The 20698-nt window shown below is 68.0% G+C and carries 19 protein-coding genes; 6 read left to right on the top strand and 13 right to left on the bottom strand.

Translation table 11 applies throughout. The features are described 5' to 3' along the window. The first annotated feature begins 27 nt into the window (after nt 1-27). Nucleotides 28-471, top strand: coding sequence for a MarR family winged helix-turn-helix transcriptional regulator (locus ACSGC5_RS13140; protein ID WP_434971051.1), 444 nt, complete (start codon nt 28-30; stop codon nt 469-471). A gap of 177 nt (nt 472-648) precedes the next feature. Here the strand turns inward: ACSGC5_RS13140 and ACSGC5_RS13135 are convergent, their stop codons facing one another. Then, entirely contained in the window at nt 649-1071 is a 423-nt protein-coding gene (locus tag ACSGC5_RS13135) for a VOC family protein (protein WP_434971050.1), read from the bottom strand. Between the two features lie 116 nt (nt 1072-1187). After that, nucleotides 1188-3269: an excinuclease ABC subunit UvrB gene (uvrB, locus tag ACSGC5_RS13130; RefSeq protein ID WP_434971049.1), complete on the bottom strand. Its 2082-nt coding sequence runs from the start codon at nt 3267-3269 to the stop codon at nt 1188-1190. Between the two features lie 151 nt (nt 3270-3420). Here uvrB and ACSGC5_RS13125 point away from each other — a divergent pair, with 151 nt between their 5' ends. Further along, nucleotides 3421-4050, top strand: a complete 630-nt coding sequence (locus tag ACSGC5_RS13125) for a DUF4126 domain-containing protein (RefSeq protein WP_434971048.1) — start codon at nt 3421-3423, stop codon at nt 4048-4050. Here the strand turns inward: ACSGC5_RS13125 and coaE are convergent. From coaE to ACSGC5_RS13105, 4 genes are all read right to left on the bottom strand, one after another. Then, entirely contained in the window at nt 3990-4610 is a 621-nt protein-coding gene (gene coaE, locus ACSGC5_RS13120) for a dephospho-CoA kinase (protein ID WP_434971047.1), read from the bottom strand. The two genes, ACSGC5_RS13125 and coaE, sit on opposite strands and share 61 nt — an antisense overlap. A 2-nt stretch (nt 4611-4612) precedes the next feature. Next, a complete protein-coding gene (locus ACSGC5_RS13115; RefSeq protein ID WP_434971046.1) occupies nt 4613-5833 on the bottom strand; it encodes a hypothetical protein in 1221 nt (406 codons plus the stop codon). Continuing rightward, the gene (locus tag ACSGC5_RS13110; RefSeq protein WP_434971045.1) at nt 5830-7476 is read right to left on the bottom strand and encodes a sensor histidine kinase; all 1647 of its coding nucleotides are present in this window, start codon (nt 7474-7476) and stop codon (nt 5830-5832) included. Before ACSGC5_RS13110 ends, ACSGC5_RS13115 begins: the two co-directional genes overlap by 4 nt. 173 nt (nt 7477-7649) lie before the next feature. Beyond that, a complete protein-coding gene (locus tag ACSGC5_RS13105; RefSeq protein ID WP_434971044.1) occupies nt 7650-8297 on the bottom strand; it encodes a hypothetical protein in 648 nt (215 codons plus the stop codon). A 328-nt stretch (nt 8298-8625) separates the two neighbouring features. Here ACSGC5_RS13105 and ACSGC5_RS13100 point away from each other — a divergent pair, with 328 nt between their 5' ends. Then, nucleotides 8626-10986 (top strand): ATP-binding cassette domain-containing protein, encoded by a 2361-nt coding sequence (locus tag ACSGC5_RS13100; RefSeq protein ID WP_434971043.1) that lies wholly within the window; start codon nt 8626-8628, stop codon nt 10984-10986. 195 nt (nt 10987-11181) lie between these two features. Here ACSGC5_RS13100 and ACSGC5_RS13095 read toward each other — a convergent pair whose 3' ends face one another. Beyond that, the gene (locus tag ACSGC5_RS13095; RefSeq protein ID WP_434971042.1) at nt 11182-12774 is read right to left on the bottom strand and encodes an MFS transporter; all 1593 of its coding nucleotides are present in this window, start codon (nt 12772-12774) and stop codon (nt 11182-11184) included. A 129-nt stretch (nt 12775-12903) separates the two neighbouring features. On the opposite strand from ACSGC5_RS13095, the gene ACSGC5_RS13090 reads away from it, so the two are divergent. After that, complete coding sequence (locus tag ACSGC5_RS13090) at nt 12904-13878, top strand: FUSC family protein (RefSeq protein ID WP_434971041.1); 975 nt, start codon at nt 12904-12906, stop codon at nt 13876-13878. Between the two features lie 106 nt (nt 13879-13984). On the opposite strand, the gene ACSGC5_RS13085 is transcribed toward ACSGC5_RS13090, so the two are convergent. Further along, nucleotides 13985-14488 (bottom strand): hypothetical protein, encoded by a 504-nt coding sequence (locus tag ACSGC5_RS13085; RefSeq protein WP_434971040.1) that lies wholly within the window; start codon nt 14486-14488, stop codon nt 13985-13987. Then, nucleotides 14439-14924, bottom strand: a complete 486-nt coding sequence (locus ACSGC5_RS13080; protein ID WP_434971039.1) for an SDR family NAD(P)-dependent oxidoreductase — start codon at nt 14922-14924, stop codon at nt 14439-14441. The genes ACSGC5_RS13085 and ACSGC5_RS13080 overlap by 50 nt, the downstream gene beginning before the upstream one ends. 115 nt (nt 14925-15039) lie before the next feature. On the opposite strand from ACSGC5_RS13080, the gene ACSGC5_RS13075 reads away from it, so the two are divergent. Beyond that, entirely contained in the window at nt 15040-15879 is an 840-nt protein-coding gene (locus ACSGC5_RS13075) for a helix-turn-helix transcriptional regulator (protein WP_434971038.1), read from the top strand. 112 nt (nt 15880-15991) lie between these two features. Here ACSGC5_RS13075 and ACSGC5_RS13070 read toward each other — a convergent pair whose 3' ends face one another. Further along, a complete protein-coding gene (locus ACSGC5_RS13070) occupies nt 15992-16762 on the bottom strand; it encodes an SDR family oxidoreductase (RefSeq protein WP_434971037.1) in 771 nt (256 codons plus the stop codon). A 100-nt stretch (nt 16763-16862) separates the two neighbouring features. Between ACSGC5_RS13070 and ACSGC5_RS13065 the strand changes: the two genes are divergently transcribed. After that, nucleotides 16863-17711, top strand: a complete 849-nt coding sequence (locus ACSGC5_RS13065) for a helix-turn-helix transcriptional regulator (protein WP_434971036.1) — start codon at nt 16863-16865, stop codon at nt 17709-17711. A gap of 29 nt (nt 17712-17740) precedes the next feature. Here ACSGC5_RS13065 and ACSGC5_RS13060 read toward each other — a convergent pair whose 3' ends face one another. The 3 genes from ACSGC5_RS13060 to rpsA all read right to left on the bottom strand — a co-directional run bounded on the left by ACSGC5_RS13060 (nt 17741) and on the right by rpsA (nt 20078). Next, nucleotides 17741-17983 carry an AbrB/MazE/SpoVT family DNA-binding domain-containing protein gene (locus ACSGC5_RS13060; RefSeq protein WP_434971035.1) on the bottom strand — a complete coding sequence of 81 codons (243 nt, stop codon included), beginning with the start codon at nt 17981-17983 and terminating at the stop codon, nt 17741-17743. An 88-nt stretch (nt 17984-18071) separates the two neighbouring features. Then, complete coding sequence (locus ACSGC5_RS13055) at nt 18072-18482, bottom strand: hypothetical protein (RefSeq protein ID WP_434971034.1); 411 nt, start codon at nt 18480-18482, stop codon at nt 18072-18074. A 120-nt stretch (nt 18483-18602) separates the two neighbouring features. After that, nucleotides 18603-20078, bottom strand: a complete 1476-nt coding sequence (rpsA, locus tag ACSGC5_RS13050; RefSeq protein WP_434971033.1) for a 30S ribosomal protein S1 — start codon at nt 20076-20078, stop codon at nt 18603-18605. Between the last annotated feature and the right edge of the window lie 620 nt (nt 20079-20698).

Here is a 20698-nt window from a genome sequence, read left to right as displayed (position 1 = left end):
GTACTAACCAATCGATAGGATGTCTCCATGACGGATGACGAGGATCTGCTGAAGCTCGAGAACCAGGTGTGCTTCGCGCTCGTGACCGCCGCGCGCAACGTCGTGTCGATCTACCGGCCGATTCTCGAGCCGCTCGGCCTGACGCATCCGCAGTACCTGGTGATGCTCGCACTGTGGGAGCAGTCCCCGCGCTCGCTCGGGGAGCTCGCGGATGAACTCGCGATGGAGCCCGCCACCCTCTCCCCGCTCGTCAAGCGCCTGGAGGCGCAGGGACGCGTCACGCGTGCGCGGCGGACGGATGACGAGCGCGTGCTCGACATCAGCCTGACTCCGACCGGGCGCGCGCTGCGGGAACAGGCGCTCGATGTCCCGCGCCAGATCATGGCCGTCACCGGTCTCGGAGCGGAACAGCTGGCCGAACTCCGCGACGGTCTGCAGCCCTTCACGGGCCGCGCCGCGCGCCTCGCCTGAGTCGAACCCCCGCATACTCCCCCGTGATCCGTGCCCGCGTGTGGACACAACGGCGCACGGATGCTGCGGCACTCCGCAAAAGCCTCCAGGGCTGCCGCGGGTCGGCGACTTCCTGCGCCGTTGCGCCCAGCGCACGAGCAGCGGACCCGACGGGTTCCCATCCTCGGCGGCGCGACGTCAGCCGATCGTGACGCGGCCTGCGTCATCGAGCGGCCAGCTCGGATTGTGGGCTACCTCCCACGGGTGGCCGTCGGGATCGATGAACACGCCCGAGAAACCACCCCAGGGGGTCGGCGCCGCCGGGCGGCCGATGCGCCCGCCGGCCGCCTCGGCTGCGGCGAGCACCGGGGCGACATCATCGGCCGACCGCACGTTGTAGGCGAGCGTGACACCGCCCCATCCGCCGGGGTCATCGACAGCGGAGTCCGCGGCCAACTCAGCGCGGCTCCACAGCGCGAAGGCGAGACCGTCCAGCTGGAAGAACGCGACGACCCCGGGTACGGATGCCGGATGCGACGTCCAGCCCATCGCGCGATAGAAGGCGATCGCACGCTCGAGGTCCGACACCCCGAGCGTGATCAGACTGAGTCTCTGCTGCATGTGCAGCACTCTCTCATGTCGTCTCGACTCGCTTCGCTCGCTCAACGAACGGACGGATGCGTCTCGACTCGCTTCGCTCGCTCAACGAACGGACGGATGCGTCCGCTCATGATCGGTCAGGCGTGGCCGGCGCGCTCCATCGCGCGAAGCTCCTTCTTGAGGTCTTGCACCTCGTCACGAAGCCGCGCGGCGAGCTCGAACTTCAACTCGGATGCCGCGGCGAGCATCTGGTCCGAGAGATCGGCGATCGTCGCCTCGAGCTGGTTCGCCCCCTCGGCAGCGATGCCCTCTCGCCGCAGGTTCGGCGTCGGGCTCTTGCCCTTGCCGCTCTTTGCAGCCGCGCCATCCCGACGGCTGAGCATCGCCTTCGTGTCGGCGCCCTCGCGGATCAGGGCATCCGTGATGTCGGCGATCTTCTTACGCAGCGGCTGCGGATCGATGCCGTGCTCGAGGTTGTACGCGATCTGCTTCTCGCGGCGCCGGTCGGTCTCGTCGATCGCCGCACGCATGGAGTCAGTAATGGTGTCGGCGTACATGTGCACCTCGCCCGACACGTTTCGCGCGGCGCGCCCGATCGTCTGAATCAGCGACGTCCCCGAGCGCAGGAAGCCCTCCTTGTCGGCATCCAGGATCGAGACAAGCGAGACTTCGGGCAGGTCAAGACCCTCCCGCAGCAGGTTGATACCGACCAGGACGTCGTACACGCCCGAGCGCAGTTCGCTGAGCAGCTCCACACGACGCAGGGTGTCGACATCCGAGTGCAGATACCGCACCCGCACGCCGTGCTCGCCGAGGAAGTCGGTCAGCTCCTCCGCCATCTTCTTGGTGAGCGTCGTGACGAGCACCCGCTCGTCACGTTCCACACGGATGCGGATCTCCTCGAGCAGATCGTCGATCTGCCCCTTCGACGGCTTGACGATGATCTGCGGGTCGACCAGACCGGTCGGGCGGATGATCTGCTCCACGACCCCGTCGGCGATACCCATCTCGTACCGGCCCGGTGTGGCGGACAGGTACACCGTCTGACCGACCCGATTCTTGAACTCGTCGAACCGAAGCGGACGGTTGTCGAGGGCCGACGGCAGTCGGAAGCCGTGATCGACGAGGGTGCGCTTGCGCGAGGCGTCCCCCTCGTACATGGCACCGATCTGCGGCACCGTCACGTGCGACTCGTCGATCACGAGCAGGAAGTCATCGGGGAAGAAGTCCAGCAGCGTGTGCGGCGGTTCCCCCGGCTCACGGCCGTCGAGGTGCCGCGAATAGTTCTCGATTCCCGAGCAGAAGCCCAGCTGCTGCAGCATCTCGAGGTCGAACGTCGTCCGCATCCGCAGCCGCTGAGCCTCGAGGAGCTTCTGCTGGGATTCGAGTTCCTTCAGCCGCAGCGCGAGCTCGTCCTCGATCGTGCCGATCGCGCGCTGCACGGTCTCCGTTCCGGCGACGTAGTGGGATGCCGGGAAGATCGGCACGGAATCCATCTTCTGGATCACATCGCCTGTCAACGGATGCAGCAGATACAGCGCCTCGATCTCGTCCCCGAACAGCTCGATACGGATGGCGTACTCCTCGTACACCGGGATGATCTCGATCGTGTCGCCGCGCACACGGAAGTTGCCGCGCGAGAAGTCGACATCGTTGCGGTTGTACTGCATCGCGATGAACTTGCGGATGAGGGCGTCGCGGTCGTACCGCTCCCCCACCTGCAGCGCGACCATCGCCCGCAGGTACTCTTCCGGCGCGCCGAGGCCGTAGATGCACGAAACCGTCGAGACCACGACGACGTCGCGACGCGACAGCAACGAGTTGGTCGTGGAGTGCCGCAGCCGTTCGACCTCGGCGTTGATCGACGAGTCCTTCTCGATGAAGGTGTCGGTCTGCGGGACGTACGCCTCGGGTTGGTAGTAGTCGTAGTAGGACACGAAATACTCGACGGCGTTGTGGGGCATGAGCTCGCGGAATTCGTTGGCGAGCTGCGCGGCGAGCGTCTTGTTGTGCGCCATCACGAGCGTCGGGCGCTGCACCTGTTCGATGAGCCACGCGGTGGTCGCCGACTTGCCGGTGCCGGTCGCGCCGAGCAGCACGACATCCGTCTCGCCGGCGTTGATGCGCGCCGCGAGCTCGGCGATCGCCTGCGGCTGGTCACCGGACGGCGCGTACTCGCTGACGACTTCGAACGGTCGGACGGATCGCGTGGTCTGCACCTTTCCAGGGTAGGCGGCCCCTCCGACATCGGGGCTGGCGTGGCGTTTCGTCTCGCTTCGCTCGCTCAACGAGCCGGACCGCTTCGCTCGCTCAACGAGCGGGACCGCTTCGGGCGTTTCGGTGGGCGCAGATGATGCCTACCCTGGAGGGGTGCTCGAGTTCTTCGTGGGATCCGGCCTCGCCGCAGCGGCGGGGCTGAACGCATGGATGCCGCTGCTGGTGCTCGGGCTTGCCAATCGCTTCTTCGACGCGATCGAGCTCCCGGCCGGGTGGGCATGGCTGTCCAGCGACATCGCCCTGTGGATCATCGGCGCTCTGCTCGTGCTCGAGATCATCGCCGACAAGGTGCCGGTGCTCGACTCCGTCAACGATGCCGTACAGACGGTCATCCGTCCCGCGTCCGGGGGAATCGCATTCGGCGCGGGAGCGAGCGCCGAGACCCTGCGTGTGGATGACCCGGGCGCGTTCTTCGCGGACCAGAACTGGGTGGCGATCGGCATCGGCGTCGCGATCGCGCTGGTCATCCACGTCGTGAAGGCCTCATTCCGCCCGCTGGCGAACGCCTCGACGGCCGGCGTCGCCGCCCCGATCGTCAGCACCGTCGAGGATGTCACGAGCCTCGCGCTGTCGGTGTTCGCGATCGTGATCCCGATCGTCGGATTCGTGCTGCTGGTCGGCGGGATCGTCGCGGCTGCCGTGATGATCCCGCGGTGGAAGCGTCAGCGCGACGTGCGGGCGGCGATCCGCAACGGCAACGCCTCCCAGAGCACGTCGACCTGATCGCGGGTCTGCGCGAGGGTCCCCGCGGTGTCGATCACGACGTCGGCGATCCCCAGGCGCGCCTCGTCGGGGACCTGCGACGCGATGCGGGATGCCGCCTCCTGGGCGCTCATCCCCCGCAACTCCCGAAGGCGTCGCTCGCGCACCTCGGCGGGCGCGTGGGCGACGACGATCAGCTCCCACGGGTCGTCGACGCGTGCCTCCACCAGCAACGGCACGTCGTAGACGACGACCGCGTCCGCATCGGCCGAGAAAGCCTGTCCGAAGCGGCGAGCGGACTCCTCGCGCACTGCCGGGTGCACGATCGCGTTGAGCGCGGCGAGCCGGTTGGGGTGACCGAACACGAGCGAGCCGAGCGCGGCACGGTTCAGTGAGCCATCGGCCGACAGGATGCCGTCGCCGAACTCCGCGACGATTCTCTGCAGCACCGGCGACCCGGGGCCCTGGACGTCCCGCACCACCTGGTCGGCGTCGACGATCACCGCGCCCAGCTCGGCCAGACGCTCCGCCACCGTGGACTTTCCCGCGGCGATGCCGCCGGTCAACGCGATGAGGGGCACGGTCAGTTCTCCGATCGAGTCGAGGCCGTCGGGTCGGAGGCGGCCGCGGCCGGGGGGCGGGAACGCGACGGCTCTGCCATCAGCACCGAGATGTCGCCGGTCTTCGCAGAGCGAGCGGATGCCGCCTCGGCCGCGTCGATGAGCTCACTGGTCTGGTATCCGAAGTCGTCCGTCACGGCGACACCGATCCCGACCACCGGCACGACGGCATCCGGAACGTTCCGGAGCGCCTCGAAGACGGCAGTGGCGAGTCGGGACGCCTGGCGACGGGCCTCCGCCGCATCCCAGGTCGTATCGCACACCCACAACAGCGTGGCCCCGTCGTCTCCGATGACCGCGAGGGGTTCCACCGTGCGTCGCACGGCGTCGCGCGCGGCGACGGCGACCTGTCGCCCCACCTCGTTCCCGAACGCTTTGGCGATGAACGGGAGATCGTCGATGCGCATCGCGACCAGGCCGATGCCGATGCCCTTCTCGGCCGCGCGTTCGAGCACGTCCGTCACCGTGGCACGAAACTGCGGCTCCGTGAGGATGCGATCGGTGCCGTCAGCGGCGACGAGATTGGTGTAGCCCCGCATCCCGGCCCGACCGGCCCGCAGGATGGAGGTGACGATCGCCGCCGTGATCACGAGCGCGATCGTGACGAAGCTCGCGGGGATCGTCGCGAACCACGTCTGGAACACGGGATCGTCGGGGCCGAGGATGAGGAACACGATCGCGCGCGCGGCCGTGTAGACGGCCTCGACGGCGAGCACGACGGCCAGGGCGATCGTCGTGCGGGTCCGCGCCAAACGTCCACGCGCGGTCTCCCACACGCCCAGCGAGGCGAGCACGGTCAGCACCGCGTACATCCACACGACACCTGCCCAATCGCCGCCATCGGGACCGGCGGCGGCCACCGCGACGAAGGCGATCGCCATGCCGGCGCCGACCGTGAGGTAGGCCCAGAGGGTGCGGTTGCCGTTGTAGCTTCGGCATCCGATCCAGATGAAGCCGGTCGCCGCGACGAACGCCGCGTTTCCCGCGGCGATCGCGACCCATCCCGCGCCCGCCGCCCACATCGCGTAGGCGATCGTGGTGAGGATGCCGGCGAGGAACGCGATCGACCAGTGGCGCCCCGAGACCTCGTCGCGGCGGATGAGCGTTTCGGAGATGTAGATCACGCCGACGATCACGACGACCGCGGCGGTCATCACGCTGACCGAGAAGAGGTCGAGGGTCACGCCGTCGCCTCCATGTCCGAGCGTCCCGCCGTCGTGATCGCCCCCGACATGTTGAGGGCGTGTTCCGGGTCGATCGGCGGCAGTGTCACGTCAACCTGGGCGGGGACGCGTACGAGGAACGCCGAACCGACACCCTGTTCGCTCCCCACGATGATCTCGCCCCCGTGCGCGCGCACGATGTCGCGGCAGATCGTGAGGCCGAGGCCGGTGCCACCGACGTCCGTGTGCGCCCGGAAGAACCGCCGGAACAGTCGGTTCTGGTCTTCTGCCGACAGGCCGATCCCGTCGTCGCGGACCAAGAGGTAGGAGGCGGTCTCGTCGCCGTACACCGCCAACTGGACCGAACCTCCTTCGCGACCGTACTTGATGGCGTTGCTGATCAGGTTGTCGGCGACCTGCCTCATCCGTGCCGGGTCGACGTACGCGTGAGTGGGTCGGACGTCGTCGGTGAAGATCGTGATCCGCCGTTCGTGCGCGGTCGGCTCCCACGCGGCGGCCGACTCGAGCACCAGTCGCTGAAGGTCGACGTTCTCCGGCGAGATCGTGACGTCCACGGTGGACTTGGACGATGACGTCGCCGAAAGGATGTCGGAGATGATCTGGATCATCCGTTCCGCGTTCTGCGTCGCGACCTCGAGGTCACCGCGGACCTTCGGGGGGATGCCGTCGGTCTCGAGCGCCAGATCGAGGTAACCGACGATCGCGGTGAGCGGCGCGCGGAGCTCGTGCGAGACGGATGCCACGACGTTGTCCCGCGCCAACAGCGCCGTCCGCTCCGCCGTCACGTCCCTCGAGATGACGACGACGCCGGCGTCTGCGCCTTGCGCATCGCGGAGGCGACGCGCTGTGACGCTCAGCGCGCGACGGGTCGTGTCCGGCGCCCCGAACCACACGATCTGGTTGTCGAACACTTCCCCCCGGCGCGCGCGGGCAAGCGGCATCCGTTCCGGGTCGAGCGGTGTCTTGCCGTCGGTGTCGTAGGCGGGCAGCTGGTGATGTCCGTCCGGGCCGACGAGAGCGTGCTGCATCCGCGCGTGGGCTTCGTTCGTGATCGTGACGCTGCCGTCGGCAGAGATGCGGATGACACCGAAATCGACGGAGTCGAGAACCTGCGTGACCAGCTGCTCCTGGTGCTGCGTGCGCTCCAGACTCTGTCCGAGCACGAGCGCCTGCTTGTCGAGGAGCTTGCGCTGCGCGGCGAATCGCCGAACGCTCACGAACGCCCCGGTCGAGACGGCGAGGACCACGACCGGCAGGAGCAGCAGCGCGAACGTGAACACCGACTCCTGACCCGCGGCGATGACCCACCAGTACGCGACCCAGATGAACAGGTTCGACGCGATGTAGCCGAGCAGCCCCAGCGAAGCCGACAGCCACATCACGGGGAACAGCCAGAGCAGCGCCAACCCCGACTGCGGGAACGCGATACGAATGAACAGGATCGCGACGATATCGAGCGCCGGGATGACCCCGATCGCCCACGCGGGCAGGCTGTTCCAGGGAATGAGGACCGTCGCAACGGTGAGGACGAAGATCATCCCCACGCCGACGAAGAAGATCGTGTAGTCCCCGGGCACGGCGGCGATGATCGCAAACGCGGTCACCGCCAGGACGACAACTGCCAGCATGAGCTGCTGGAGCATCGCGACTCGCGTCTGAAGCTGGTCGCGGTAGGGAGCGAGTTCTGAGACGAAAGAGCGCCACAGGTGATTGCGCCCTGTGAAACGTCGGTCACCTCCGCGTGACGAACCCGCCTGCCCCATACCTGAACGTTATCGCGCGGGCGGCCGACAGAGGTCCCGACCTCGCCGCGCGATCAGAAACCGAAGTCGCCGAAGTCCCCGAATCCGCCGTCGCCGAACCCGGGGTCTGCGGCGCCCGAGGCATCCGCCCACCCCGAATCGGCGCCCGCGTCGGTTCCGGCATCCGCGGGCGCGGCATCCGTGGCCCCATCCGTCGCTCCGGCATCCGCAGCGAACGCGGGAGCCATGAACGCCGACACCAGTGCCGATCCGATGACGTACCCCGCGACCGTGCCCAGCAGCGACGAGCCGACCATGGAACCGAAGGACGGCCCCTGGCGCTGGCCACCGAGCGTGCGTTCCATGGAGCCGGGGTTCATGTACTCGGCCCGGGTGGCTGCGCGCGCCATGTCGCCGGGGTCGGTCGATCGGGGCTGCTCGGATGCCGGCAGGGTCGTGGTCATCTCGGCCAGCACCTGCTGGCGCTGCTGCTCGGTGAGCTTCGAGAAGGCCTCGGCGTGCACCTGCTCGATCGTCTCGGGCGGCGCGGTGCGCAGCAGATAGCGGTATCGCTCGATGGCGAGTTCGTCTTCGCTCTGCGGCGGCGTCGTCGACGGGTAGCCCGCCGAGCGCGGCTGGTAGGCCTGCTGGCCATAGGGCTGCGGCGTGGTCTGGCGCGGGTTCTGGGGCTCGGTGCCGAAGAGTCGGTCAAGGAATCCCATGGTGTCCTCCGGGTGGTCGAGAGCGGGGACCCCTCACGCTATCCCTGTGAGCTTTGGGCCCGCTGAGAACCTCGGTCCGGCATGGCCGCCGCAACTCCTGGCCGGGCCGCCGCGAACTCCTGACCGGGCCGCCGCGAACTCCTCGCCGGGCCGCCGCGAACCTCGCAAGAAGTGACGTACTGCGCACTCGCGCGTCGCCATCCTGCGAGGTACGCACCAAACTGCGGAGTTGATGATGGAGGTTGTGCGTGACGCGGCTGGCGGAGAGCACCGGATGCCGTCACGAATCGAGAAGACGGATGTCGCGGCATCCGGATAGCGTGTGCTCATGCCTGCACCGACGCCGCACGCCGCTGACTCGCACGACATCATCCGGGTGCTCGGCGCCCGCGAGAACAACCTCAAGAATGTCAACGTCGACCTCCCCAAGCGCCGGCTCACGGTCTTCACGGGAGTGAGCGGTTCGGGCAAGAGCTCGCTCGTGTTCGGCACGATCGCCGCGGAGTCGTCGCGGATGATCAACGAGACGTATTCCACGTTCATCCAGGCCTTCATGAACACCCCGCCCCGTCCCGATGTCGACGTGCTCGAGGGGCTCACGACGGCGATCATCGTCGACCAGGAACGGATGGGAGCGAACGCCCGCTCCACGGTGGGGACGGCGACGGATGCCAACGCGCTGCTGCGGATCCTGTTCAGCCGCGTCGGGCAACCGCATGTCGGCGGCCCGCAGGCGTTCTCGTTCAACGTCGCCTCGGTCAGCGGCAAGGGAGCCGTCACGATGCAGACTGCCGACGGCAAGAAGGTCGAGCGGCGCAGTTTCACCGTCACCGGCGGGATGTGCCCGAACTGCGACGGCATGGGGCAGGTCAGCGACATCGATCTGGCACAGCTGTTCGACGAGACGAAGTCCCTCGCCGGCGGTGCGCTCACGGTGCCGGGCTACACGGCTGACGGCTGGTACGTGAAGATCTTCGGTGCCGTGGTGCCCATGGACGTGCCGATCCGGGATTTCACCGAGCAACAACGTCACGACTTCCTCTACGGCGAACCTCGCAAGGTGAAGCTCGAGAACATCAACATGACCTACGAGGGGCTGGTTCCGAAGATCCAGAAGTCGTTCCTCTCGAAGGATGTCGAGTCGATGCAGCCGCACATCCGCGCGTTCGTCGAGCGAGCTGTCGCGTTCCAGCCGTGCCCCGAGTGCGGGGGCACGCGGCTGAACGAGGGCGCCCGGTCGTCGAAGATCGACGGCAAGAGCATCGCGGATGCCTGTGCCATGCAGATCTCGGACCTCGCCGCCTGGGTCAAGAGCCTCGACGAGCCCAGCGCCGCTCCCCTGCTGGCCAGTCTCGGCGCACTGTTCGACTCATTCGTCGATATCGGCCTCGGCTACCTGTCCCTCGACCGGGCATCAGGGACGCTCTCGGGCGGCGAGGCCCAGCGTACGAAGATGATCCGCCACCTCGGGTCGGCGCTCACCGACGTCACGTACGTGTTCGACGAGCCGACCGTGGGGCTGCATCCGCACGACATCCAGCGGATGAACCGGCTGCTCGAGCAGTTGCGCGACAAGGGGAACACCGTGCTCGTGGTCGAGCACAAGCCCGAGACGATCGCGATCGCCGACCACGTCGTCGACCTCGGCCCCGGCGCCGGGACGAATGGCGGCGAGATCATGTTCGAGGGCACCGTCGAAGGACTCCGTGCCTCGGGCACGCTGACGGGCCGCCACCTCGACGACCGTGCACAGCTCAAGCCCGAGGTGCGGCAGCCGACCGGCGCGATCGAGGTGCGCGGCGCGCGCTCGCACAACCTGCAGGACGTGGATGTCGACATCCCGCTCGGGGTGCTCGTGGCCGTGACGGGGGTCGCGGGTTCGGGAAAGAGCTCGCTGATCCACGGGTCGGTCGCGGGCCGGGAGGGCGTGGTCGCGATCGACCAGAGCGCGATCAAGGGGTCGCGCCGGTCGAGCCCGGGCACGTACGCGGGGATGCTCGACCCGATCCGCAAGGCGTTCGCAAAGGCGAACGGGGTCAAGCCTGCCCTGTTCAGCGCGAACTCCGAGGGCGCGTGCCCGGCGTGCAACGGATCGGGGGTGATCGTCACGCAGCTCGGTCCCATGGAGCAGGTCGAGACACCGTGCGACGTCTGCGAGGGCAAGGGGTTCGACGAGGCGGTGCTCGAGTTCCGGTTGGGCGGACGGAACATCGTCGAGGTGCTCGACATGTCGGCATCCGAGGCGGCGGAGTTCTTCTCATCCGGCGAGGCGAAGGTGCCAGCTGCCGCGGCGATCTTGAACCGGATGGTGGATGTCGGACTGGGCTATGTCCGGATCGGCCAACCCCTGCCGACCCTGTCGGGCGGCGAGCGTCAGCGACTGAAGCTCGCCGTGCAGATGGGCGAGAAGGGCAGCGTGTACGTGCTCGACGAACCGACGACGGGCCTGCACCTGGCGGACGTCGAGAACCTGCTGGCGCTGCTCGACCGACTGGTCGACTCGGGAGTCTCGGTCATCGTGATCGAGCATCACCAGGCCGTCATGGCTCACGCGGATTGGATCATCGACCTCGGACCGGGCGCGGGCCACGACGGCGGTCGCGTCGTGTTCGAGGGCACGCCCGCCGATCTCGTCGCGGCCCGCTCGACGTTGACGGGTCAGCACCTCGCGGAGTACGTCGGCGCCTGACGCGCCCGCTCGCGCTACGCGGGCTCAGCAAGCGGCATCCGCGCCCTGCACGACGCCCCGTGCGCTGCAAGACGCCCCGCGCGAGAACCGGTGTGTCTCGACCGCGCCGAAGTTCGCAGAATCGCGCGAGCTTCGCAGCCTGGGCCGCGTGGGCTACGAGGTACGCGCGATCCTGCGGACTTCGCGCATCCGACCTCAGGCCTTGTCGGCGTCGGCCTTCTCGTAGGATGCGACGAGCTCGAGTTCGCGGGCCTTCTTCGGCAGGAAGAACCAGACGACCGCCGCACCGATCGCGATCGCGATGGCACCGACGGCGTATGCGGCGATCGCGCCGGTTTCGAGGGACTGCTGCGCGGCCTGAATGATCTGGTCCTTGTACTGCGGGTACTGGTCGGCCACGTGCAGAGCGGATGCGTAGGAGGCCTGGAGCGCGGCGGTGATCTGGTCGCTGATGCTCGACGCCTCGGAGGACTCGGCGATGAGCTTGCCGAACGCGTGCGCGAAGCCCGCGGCGAGGATCGCGCCGAGCACGCCCTGCATGATCGAGCCACCGAGGTCGCGCTGCAGGTCGGCGGTGGCCGAGGCCATTCCGACCCGGCGCACCGGGGTCGATTCCGTGATGGCCCGGGATGCCGGCGTCATCGCGAACCCGGCACCGATACCGATCACCAGGTAGCCGAGCGAGACGTACCAGAACGGGGTGGTCTCGTTCCAGAAGAGGGCGAGGATGAACCCGGCGAGCACGAAGCCGTATCCGAGCATCATCGTGAAGCGCGAACCTCGGGTGAGCACGAGCTTGGCCGACTGCGGGGCGACCAGCAGCAGGCCGATACCGGCGGGAACGATCGAGAGCGAGGCATCCAGCGTCGAGTAGCCGAGGATGTTCTGCTGGAACTGCTGCCCGACGAACATCGCCCCCATGAGCGAGCCGAACACGATGAGGCCGCCGGTGGCCGGTGCCCAGAACATCCGACGCCGCGCGACCTTCAGGTCGTAGAGGGGGCTTTGCGCGGTGAGCTGTCGCCACGCGAACAAGGCGACGAGAACCACCGCCGAGATCAGCAGGACGACGCCGAACGTGCGGGTGACGGGCACGAACACGGTCGAGAGCCCGAGCACGATCGACCCGATCATGAACACCGAGATCACACCGCCGAGGTGGTCGACCTTCTCCCGGTTCTCAGCCACGTGGGAGGGCACGAACAGCAGCACGAGGATGAACCCGGCGATCGCAAAGGGCACTGCCAGCAGGAACGCCGATCCCCACCAGAACCACAGCAGCAGGATGCCGGCAAGAACCGATCCGATGACCGTGGCGGTCGCGCTGACGGCCGACCACAGGGCGATCGCGAGCGTGCGCTGCTTTCCGGGGCCCCACAGCGCCGTGATCAGCGAGAGGGTCACGGGGTAGGCCATACCGGCGGCGATGCCGGTGAGGATGCGGGCGACCACGAGCATCTCGACGGATGCCGCGAATGCCGCGAAGAAGCTGATCACGATAGTCAGACCCAGTCCGATCACGAGCAGCTGCTTGCGTCCGTAGCGGTCGGCGACCGCGCCGAGGTACAGCACCGACATCGCCAGGCCGAGGGAGCATCCGACGGCGACGAGGTTCAGCGCGGTCTGTCCCGCCCCGAACGCGTCACCGATCGAGGGCAGGGCGATGTTCGCGGCCGCCAGGTTGATGTTGCACACCAGCGCCCCGAGGATCAGCGCGGTCAACACGAGCTTCGGTCGCGGCGGAGCCGCGGGGGCGGCGGGAACTGCGGATGCGGCAGCGGCGGTCACGCGATAACACTAGCGATCACGCGTCGCCGCGCGAGCACCGGCGACACTGAGCCCGCAAAGTCACGTGAGCGCCCCGGTACCCTCGAATCGGCGGGCCTCCTGTGGCGGAGGCCCGAGGACGGAGCCGACATGACCTCGACCGCGACACGAACCGCTGCGGTCATCGGTGTCGGGCTCCTTGCGGCGGTTCCCCTCGTGGTCGTCTCGCTGTCGCCGTGGGGTGACGTCGGGGGTGTGCTCATTCTGGCGACGCTTCCGGTGCTCGCGGTGGCAACTGCCGGCATGCGGGGCATGCTGCAGGCGTCGGCCGCAGCCGTCGCGGTGACCGCGGTGGCCGTGCTGCTCTCGGCGACCGGGCCGTTCCTGCCCTGGCTGGGCACGGCGCTCGTCGTGCTCCTCGCACTCGGCGCATCGCCGCTCGTGTCGACCGGACGCCAAAGCACGGGCGCGCTACTGGTGGTGCTCGCGGCGTATCTGATGGCGTCGCCGGATTCGGCATCCGCGCTGTTTCCGGGTCTCTCGCCGCTGGGGATCGCCGGCGTTCTGGCGGCTCTTGTGGCAGCGAGCACCGCCTGGGTCACCGGCGTGCTGTCGCTGGCGCTGCGGCGGGTCCGACTGCCGCGTTCGGAGGTGCCGGCGCCGACCCTGCCGTACACGGTGCTGCTGGCTGCTCTTGCGGGCCTGTTCACCTGGGTGAGCCTGATGTGGTTCGCGGGGACCAACGCGTGGTGGTCGGTGTTGACGGTCGCCGTCGTGCTGCAGCCGACGGGAGCGCGGATGCGCACGAAGCTGCTCGCCCGGGCCGGCGGCACTCTGCTCGGCGGGCTGATCGCGCTCGGGCTCGCGCTGTGGCTACCGGCGCCCGCGACCGCGGTCGTCGGCGCGATCGCGGCGCTGGCGACCCTCGTCATCAAGCTGATGGCGGCTCCGTACTGGCTCTATGCGTCAGTGCTGACGGTCACGATCGTGTTCACGACGTTCAGTCCGCAAAATGCCGTCACCGGCGACATCCTGCGGGTGGGTATCACGCTGGGCACGGCGCTGGTGAGCGCGGTTGCGGCGGTGATCGCCGCCCGGTTGTTCCGGATGCGCGCATCGACGTGACTGCCGCGAACCTCAGGCGACGAAGCGACGCCGGTCGTTGAGCGGCCGTACCGCCGCCGGTCGTTGAGCGAGCGAAGCGAGTCGAAACGCCGTACCGACGCCCGTGTCACACCGCAGCCGAGGCAAAACGCACGCGCGTGAGCTCTTCCGAGACTGCCCAGAGTCGGGCAGCATCCGCCTCGCTACGCAGGGGCTTCCACAGCGCCTGGCGTCCCGGGGCGCCGCCGACCTTGCCGAACCCCTGCGGGCCGAAGAACTCGCCACCCTCCCCGGTCGTCGCGGCCATGAGGGCGGGCAGAGCGGCGGACTCGGGCGTCCCGGCAATGCCCCAGGCCGACATCCGCCGGATGAGCCGGATCTCGCGCGTGTCATCGGCCCGCCCGATCTCGGGACGCACGGCCAGAAGACTCGTCGGCGCGACGCCCGGGTGCGAGATCGTGCTCGTGATCCCCCATCCGGATGCCGCGCTGCGGCGCTGCAACTCCAGACCGAACAGCCCGCAGCCGAGCTTGGACTGCCCGTACGCGCGCATGTCGTCGTATTCGCTCTCCCAGTTCAGGTCATCCCAGTTGATGCGCCCATTGCGCGCCGCGATGCTCGTCTGGGTCACAACGCGAGCACGGCCCGGCACGCAGCAACGGCAGCAGGTGCGCCGTCAGCGCGACGTGCGAGAGGTGGTTCGTGCCGAACTGCATCTCGAATCCGTCGGCGGTGACCTGCCGCGCGGGCGGCCGCATCACGCCGGCGTTGTTGATCAAGACGTGCACGGGCGCGCCCTCGTCGCGCAGGGACTCCCCGAGCGCGGCGACGGACTCCAGCGACGACAGGTCGAGGTCGCGCAGGCTCACGACGGCATCCGGATGGGCGGTGCGGATGCCGGCGATGGCGACTTCGCCCTTCGTGCGGTTGCGCACCGGCAGCACCACCTCGGCACCCGCTCCGGCGAGCGAACGGGCGATCACGAGACCGATCCCGTCGCTGCCGCCGGTGACGACGGCGCGGCGGCCGGTGAGGTCGGGCAGGGGCAGCTGGTAGGTGCGAGGCATGTCGCGACTCTTCTCTTCTCGGAGCGGGATGGATTCAGCATCCGTCGCCGCGCGAACCGTAGCCACGGCCTGACGATCCGAGGCTGCGGCATCCGATTCGCGAGAGGATGCCGTCATGATCGATCGAGCCGGACTCGCGCATTTTCTGCGCACCCGCCGCGAGGCATTGCAGCCCGAGGATGTCGGGCTCTTCCGGGGTGCTCGCCGGCGCACGAGCGGCTTGCGCCGCGAGGAGGTCGCGGCGCTGTGCCACATGTCGGCGGACTACTACTCGCGCCTCGAGCGCGAGAAGGGTCCGCAGCCGTCGGAGCAGATGGTCGCCGCAATCGCCCAGGGCCTGCACCTGTCGCTGGCCGAGCGCGACCACCTGTTCCGTCTCGCAGGGCACCGGCCGCCCGATCGGGGTGCGGGCGGCGAGCACGTGAGCCCCGGGATGCTGCGCATCCTCGACCGCCTCACCGACACGCCCGCCGAGATCGTCACCGAGCTGGGCGAGACCCTGCGCCAAAGCCCGCAGGGGGTCGCCCTCGTCGGGGATCTCACGCGCTTCACGGGCCCCTCCCGCAGCATCGGGTACCGCTGGTTCACCGACCCGGGCGCACGAGCCCTGCATCCGCCCGAGGATCACGAGTTCTACTCCCGCATGTACGCGTCGGGGCTGCGGGCCGTCGCCGCCCAGCGCGGACCGGACTCCAGCGCCGCACGGTATGTCGAGGCGCTGCTGGCCGAGAGCGCCGAGTTCCGCGAGTACTGGGACCGGCACGAGATCGGCATCCGTCCCCGCGAGATCAAGCGCTACGTGCATCCCGAGGTCGGGCTTCTCGAGCTCACCTGCCAGGTGCTGACGGATACCGAGGCATCCCACAGCCTGCTCGTCTACACCGCGGTTCCCGGCAGCGAGAGTGCCGAGAAGCTGCGGCTGCTCGCGGTGCTGGCCGCGGCAGTCGCGCCGTAGCCTGTTGGCGCGCGTCGCCAACTCCTCAAACCCGACCCCCGGCAGCCGCATTCGCCGCGACATGTGGCCCTGCAGCACGCGGAACTGAGGAGTTGGCCACGGCGCAGCCGGATCACTCCCCCGCGGCGTGCGGGTCGGTGGCGTTGATCGCGGCCACGACCTGCGGGTAGTCGCCGCGCGCCTCGCCGTAGCGCAGGAACCTCACGCGCTCGACGAGAATCTCGGATGCCTCGGGCTGGGTCTCGATGAGGCCCATCACCTCGTCGACGAAGTCCGCGAGCGGCAGCGCGTGAGGGTTCACGTCGTGCCCCGGCATGAGCGCGGTCTGCACGGCCGGCGGCACGAGCTCGACGACCGACACGGGCGTTCCGGCGAGCTGCAGCCGCAGCGTCTCGCTGAGCATGTGGATCGCCGCCTTCGACGCGTTGTAGCTGGGCGTCACCCGCAGGGGCGCGTGCGCAAGTCCCGACGAGACGGTCATGATCGTGGCATCCGGCCGGGTCTGCAGGTGCTCCACGAACGCGGCGATGAGCCGGATCGGGCCGAGAACGTTGGTCGTGATGATCTCTTCGGCGCTCGGCAGGATGCCCGCGCCGGTGCGCCAGTCCTCGGCGCGCATGATGCCCGCCATCGTGATGAGGACGTTCAGGTCGGGGTGGCGTTCGAGCACGGTACGGGCAGCGTCCTGGATGCTGGCGGCATCCGTCGTGTCGATCTGCACCGTGTCGATGCCGGGGTGCGCTCCGCGGATCTCGTCGAGCAGTGCGGCGCGCCGCCCGCCGACGATGACGGTGTTGCCGCGCTCGTGCAGGCGCAGGGCGAGGGCCAGGCCGATACCGCTGGTGGCGCCGGGGATGAAAACGGTGTTTCCGGTGATGTTCATGTCTCGAGCCTGCGGGCGGCGGCGAGGGCGCGACAGAGAGCGGATGTCCAGGGATCCGCGATCCCTGGAACGGATGCCGACAGCCGCGCAAACTGGCGGGATGGACCGTGACGCGCTCGCCGACTTCCTCGTGCATCACCGCTCCGCCCTCCAGCCGCAGGATCTCGGCCTGAGTGCTGGTCCGCGGCGGCGGGCGCCGGGGCTGCGGCGCGAAGAGGTCGCGCAGCTGGCGGCCATGTCGACCGACTACTACACGCGCCTCGAGCAGCGGCGCGGACCGCAGCCGAGCACGCAGATGCTCGAGGCGATCGCGCGGGCGCTGCGCCTGAACGCCGAGGAACGCGACTACCTCTTCCGCGTCGCCGGCCACAGCGCGCCCGACCGGGTCGCGAGCGACTTCGTCGCCCCGGGGCTGCTACGCGTCATGGACCGGCTCACCGACGTGCCGGCCTTCATCATCACGGCGCTCGACGAGACGCTCGTGCAGAATGTGCCGGGCCGCGCGCTGTTCGGCGACGCCTCAGCGTTCACCGGTCTCGAACGCAGCGGCATCTACCGCTGGTTCGCTCACCCCGAGACCGCCCGCACGGTCTATCCCGAGAGCGATCACGCCCGCCAGTCCCTCGCGCTGGTGTCGACGCTGCGGGCGGCATATGGCGCGATGGGACCGCGCTCGCGAGCCGGTGAGATCGCCCGCGCACTCGAGGCTCAGAGCCCCGAGTTCGCCGAGCTGTGGCAGTCGCAGCGGGTCGGGCGCCGGTTCGAAGACCACAAGGTCGTCATCCATCCCGAGATCGGTCCGATCGAGGTCGACTGCCAGGCGCTGTTCACCGAGGATGCCTCGCAGACCCTCGTCGTGCTGACTGCTCCCCCGGGCACGGACGCCGACAGTCGTCTGCGCCTGCTCGCCGTGCTCGGCACGCAGCAGTTCAGTGACGTCGAGCGCTGAACAAACTCACTCGTCGACGGACGTTTGTATCACCGAACGTCGGGGGCACGCCTGTTACGAGTTAGCGTCAGGATCTCGTCGGTGGCTGGTCCCGGGCCCGCTGCGCCACGTACGCGCAGCACCGCCCGCTGCCCGGGAGTCGGGTCGTCGCGATGGATGATCCGCAGAACTCCCCCGTCATCGATGACCTCTACCTCGTCGCCCGTGGCGAAGCCGTGTTTATGGCGCAGCTCGGCGGGGATGGTGACCTGCCCCTTGGCATTCAGCTTCATCTCGTTCCCCGTATTACACCGACGCTCGTCAGAGTAATACACCGTAGCCCCCAGAATCCCCCGCGATGGAGGCCGAAGCGGGACCAGTTCAGTCGACCACGTAGACGTTTTCGCTGATGACAGTCACCTCATCAGGAACCGATGAGCCGTCAGGCACGAGGTGGTACTCGACCCCATCCATCCCGCTGACCGCGACCTCACCTCCGCCGCCGCACCCGGTAACCCAGGACTCATCGTCCGGGTACACAACCAGACACACCTTCATTCCGCTCTCGGGGTCGATACGTGCGATCCACAGCCGCTTCCCGTCATGCTCGCCGACGTAGCGCGCATCACTGAGTTCGAACTCAGCGTTTCCTTCGTCGACGGCAGCGGGAATGGTGTCTGCTGCTGTCGGCGTTCGCTGAAAGACGCTGTATGGCTCAGACGGAGCTGAGCAGCCCGCCAGCCCGAGCACCCCAACGAACCCAACGGCCAGTACTGCGATCCCCCGATGCATGCGCCCAGTGTGGCACAGCGCCGCGGTCCCACAAACGCTGAAAGGCCGGGACCCCCGTAGGGATCCCGGCCTTTCGTTGCTGTGTGGTGCTACCGGCTGTGACGCGGGCGATGCCGGGTCTTAGCGGCCCGAGAGCTTCTCGCGCAGAGCGGCGAGAGCCTCGTCATCCGCGAGCGTGCCCACGGGGCTCTCGCTCGAGTACGAGCCGGAGCCCGACGCGGACGAACCGCTGTAGCTGTCGTCGGCTGCCTTGGCGGCCTCGGCCTCGGCGGCCTTGGCAACCGTGGCCTTGTGGGCTTCCCAGCGCGCCTGGGCAGCAGCGTATTCCTGCTCCCACTTCTCGCGCTGCTCGTCGAAGCCTTCCTTCCACTGGTTGGTCTCGGGGTCGAAGCCCTCGGGGTACTTGTACTCCCCGTTCTCGTCGTACTCCGTGACCATGCCGTAGAGGGCCGGGTCGAACTCGACACCGAAGGGGTCGATGGACTCGTTGGCCTGCTTGAGCGAGAGCGAGATGCGGCGACGCTCGAGGTCGATGTCGATGACCTTGACGAACACCTCTTCGCCGACCGAGACGACCTGCTCGGCGAGCTCGACGTGCTTGCCCGAGAGCTCCGAGATGTGCACGAGGCCCTCGATGCCGTCGGCGACGCGAACGAACGCACCGAACGGAACGAGCTTGGTGACCTTACCCGGTGCGATCTGGCCGATCGCGTGGGTGCGGGCGAACACCTGCCACGGGTCTTCCTGGGTGGCCTTGAGCGAGAGCGACACGCGCTCGCGATCGAGGTCGACCTCGAGGATCTCGACGGTGACTTCCTGGCCCACCTCGACGACCTCGGATGCGTGCTCGATGTGCTTCCACGAGAGCTCCGAGACGTGGACGAGACCGTCCACGCCACCGAGGTCGACGAACGCACCGAAGTTGACGATCGACGAGACGGTGCCCTTGCGGACCTGGCCCTTGTGCAGGTTGTTGAGGAAGTTCGAGCGCGACTCCGACTGGGTCTGCTCGAGCAGCGCACGACGCGAGAGCACGACGTTGTTGCGGTTCTTGTCGAGCTCGAGGATCTTCGCCTCGATCTCCTGGCCCAGGTAGGGGGTCAGGTCGCGGACGCGACGCAGCTCGATCAGCGATGCGGGGAGGAAGCCACGCAGGCCGATGTCGACGATGAGTCCACCCTTGACGACCTCGATCACGGAACCGGTGACAACACCGTCGTTCTCCTTGATCTTCTCGACGTCGCCCCAGGCACGCTCGTACTGGGCACGCTTCTTCGAGAGGATGAGGCGGCCTTCCTTGTCCTCCTTCTGGAGAACCAGCGCCTCGACCTGGTCGCCGACGTTGACAACCTCGTTGGGGTCGACGTCGTGCTTGATGGAAAGTTCACGGGAGGGGATGACGCCCTCGGTCTTGTATCCGACGTCGAGGAGCACCTCGTCGCGGTCGATCTTGACGACGGTGCCCTCGATGAGCGAGCCGTCGTTGAAGTCCTTGCCCTTGAGGGTCTCTTCGACCGCGGCCAGGAAGTCCTCAGCAGATCCGATGTCGTTGATCGCAACCTGCTTGGTGGCCGGGGCGGTCGTTGCAGTAGTCATGTAGTGGGTTGTCCTTGGATGGTGTTGTAGTCGGGGCCAGGTGCTTTTTCCGCTCGTTGACCGAGCGAAGCGAGTCGAAACGCGCCTCTCGGTCGTTGAGCGAGCAAAGCGAGCCGAAACGCACTTCACTCAAACGGATGCCGCACCAAGGCCAGGTGGATTGGGTTATGCGATGTCACTCCCCCGCGTTACCGCGGGCAGGCATGCAGAACGAAGCCCACGAGTGACACTTCAGCGTATCAGAGATGGAGCATGAACTCGGTTCAAGCAACATCCCCCTGAGCCGAAGGCCGCGCGCAACTGCTACCCGCCAAGACGGTCATGAGGGAATCGGCAGCTTCGACGCCATCAGCCAAAGTCACCCGCGCGCGCAGCGTGCGAGATCAGCGAAAGATCCGATCGGGCTGGGCAGGCCTCGCGGTAGAGGCGATTCAAGGCGGTCTCGTGCAACTGCAATCGCGCTCTTCAGGCTTCTGTCCATTGCGCCGACGTCATCGAGTTCTGGATACGTGACCCCACCAGCATCTACGGCGCGTTCAGCAGCACGCAGCCAAGCTCGAGTATTGGGATCTGGGATCCCGAACGCGCGGGAAATGACAGAAAGCGCAGCCATCCCCTTT

Origin of the sequence: Microbacterium sp. bgisy207, from assembly GCF_965345035.1 — a bacterium.
In the GTDB taxonomy this organism is placed as follows: domain Bacteria; phylum Actinomycetota; class Actinomycetes; order Actinomycetales; family Microbacteriaceae; genus Microbacterium.
This window is presented reverse-complemented; position numbering and strand designations above follow the sequence as displayed.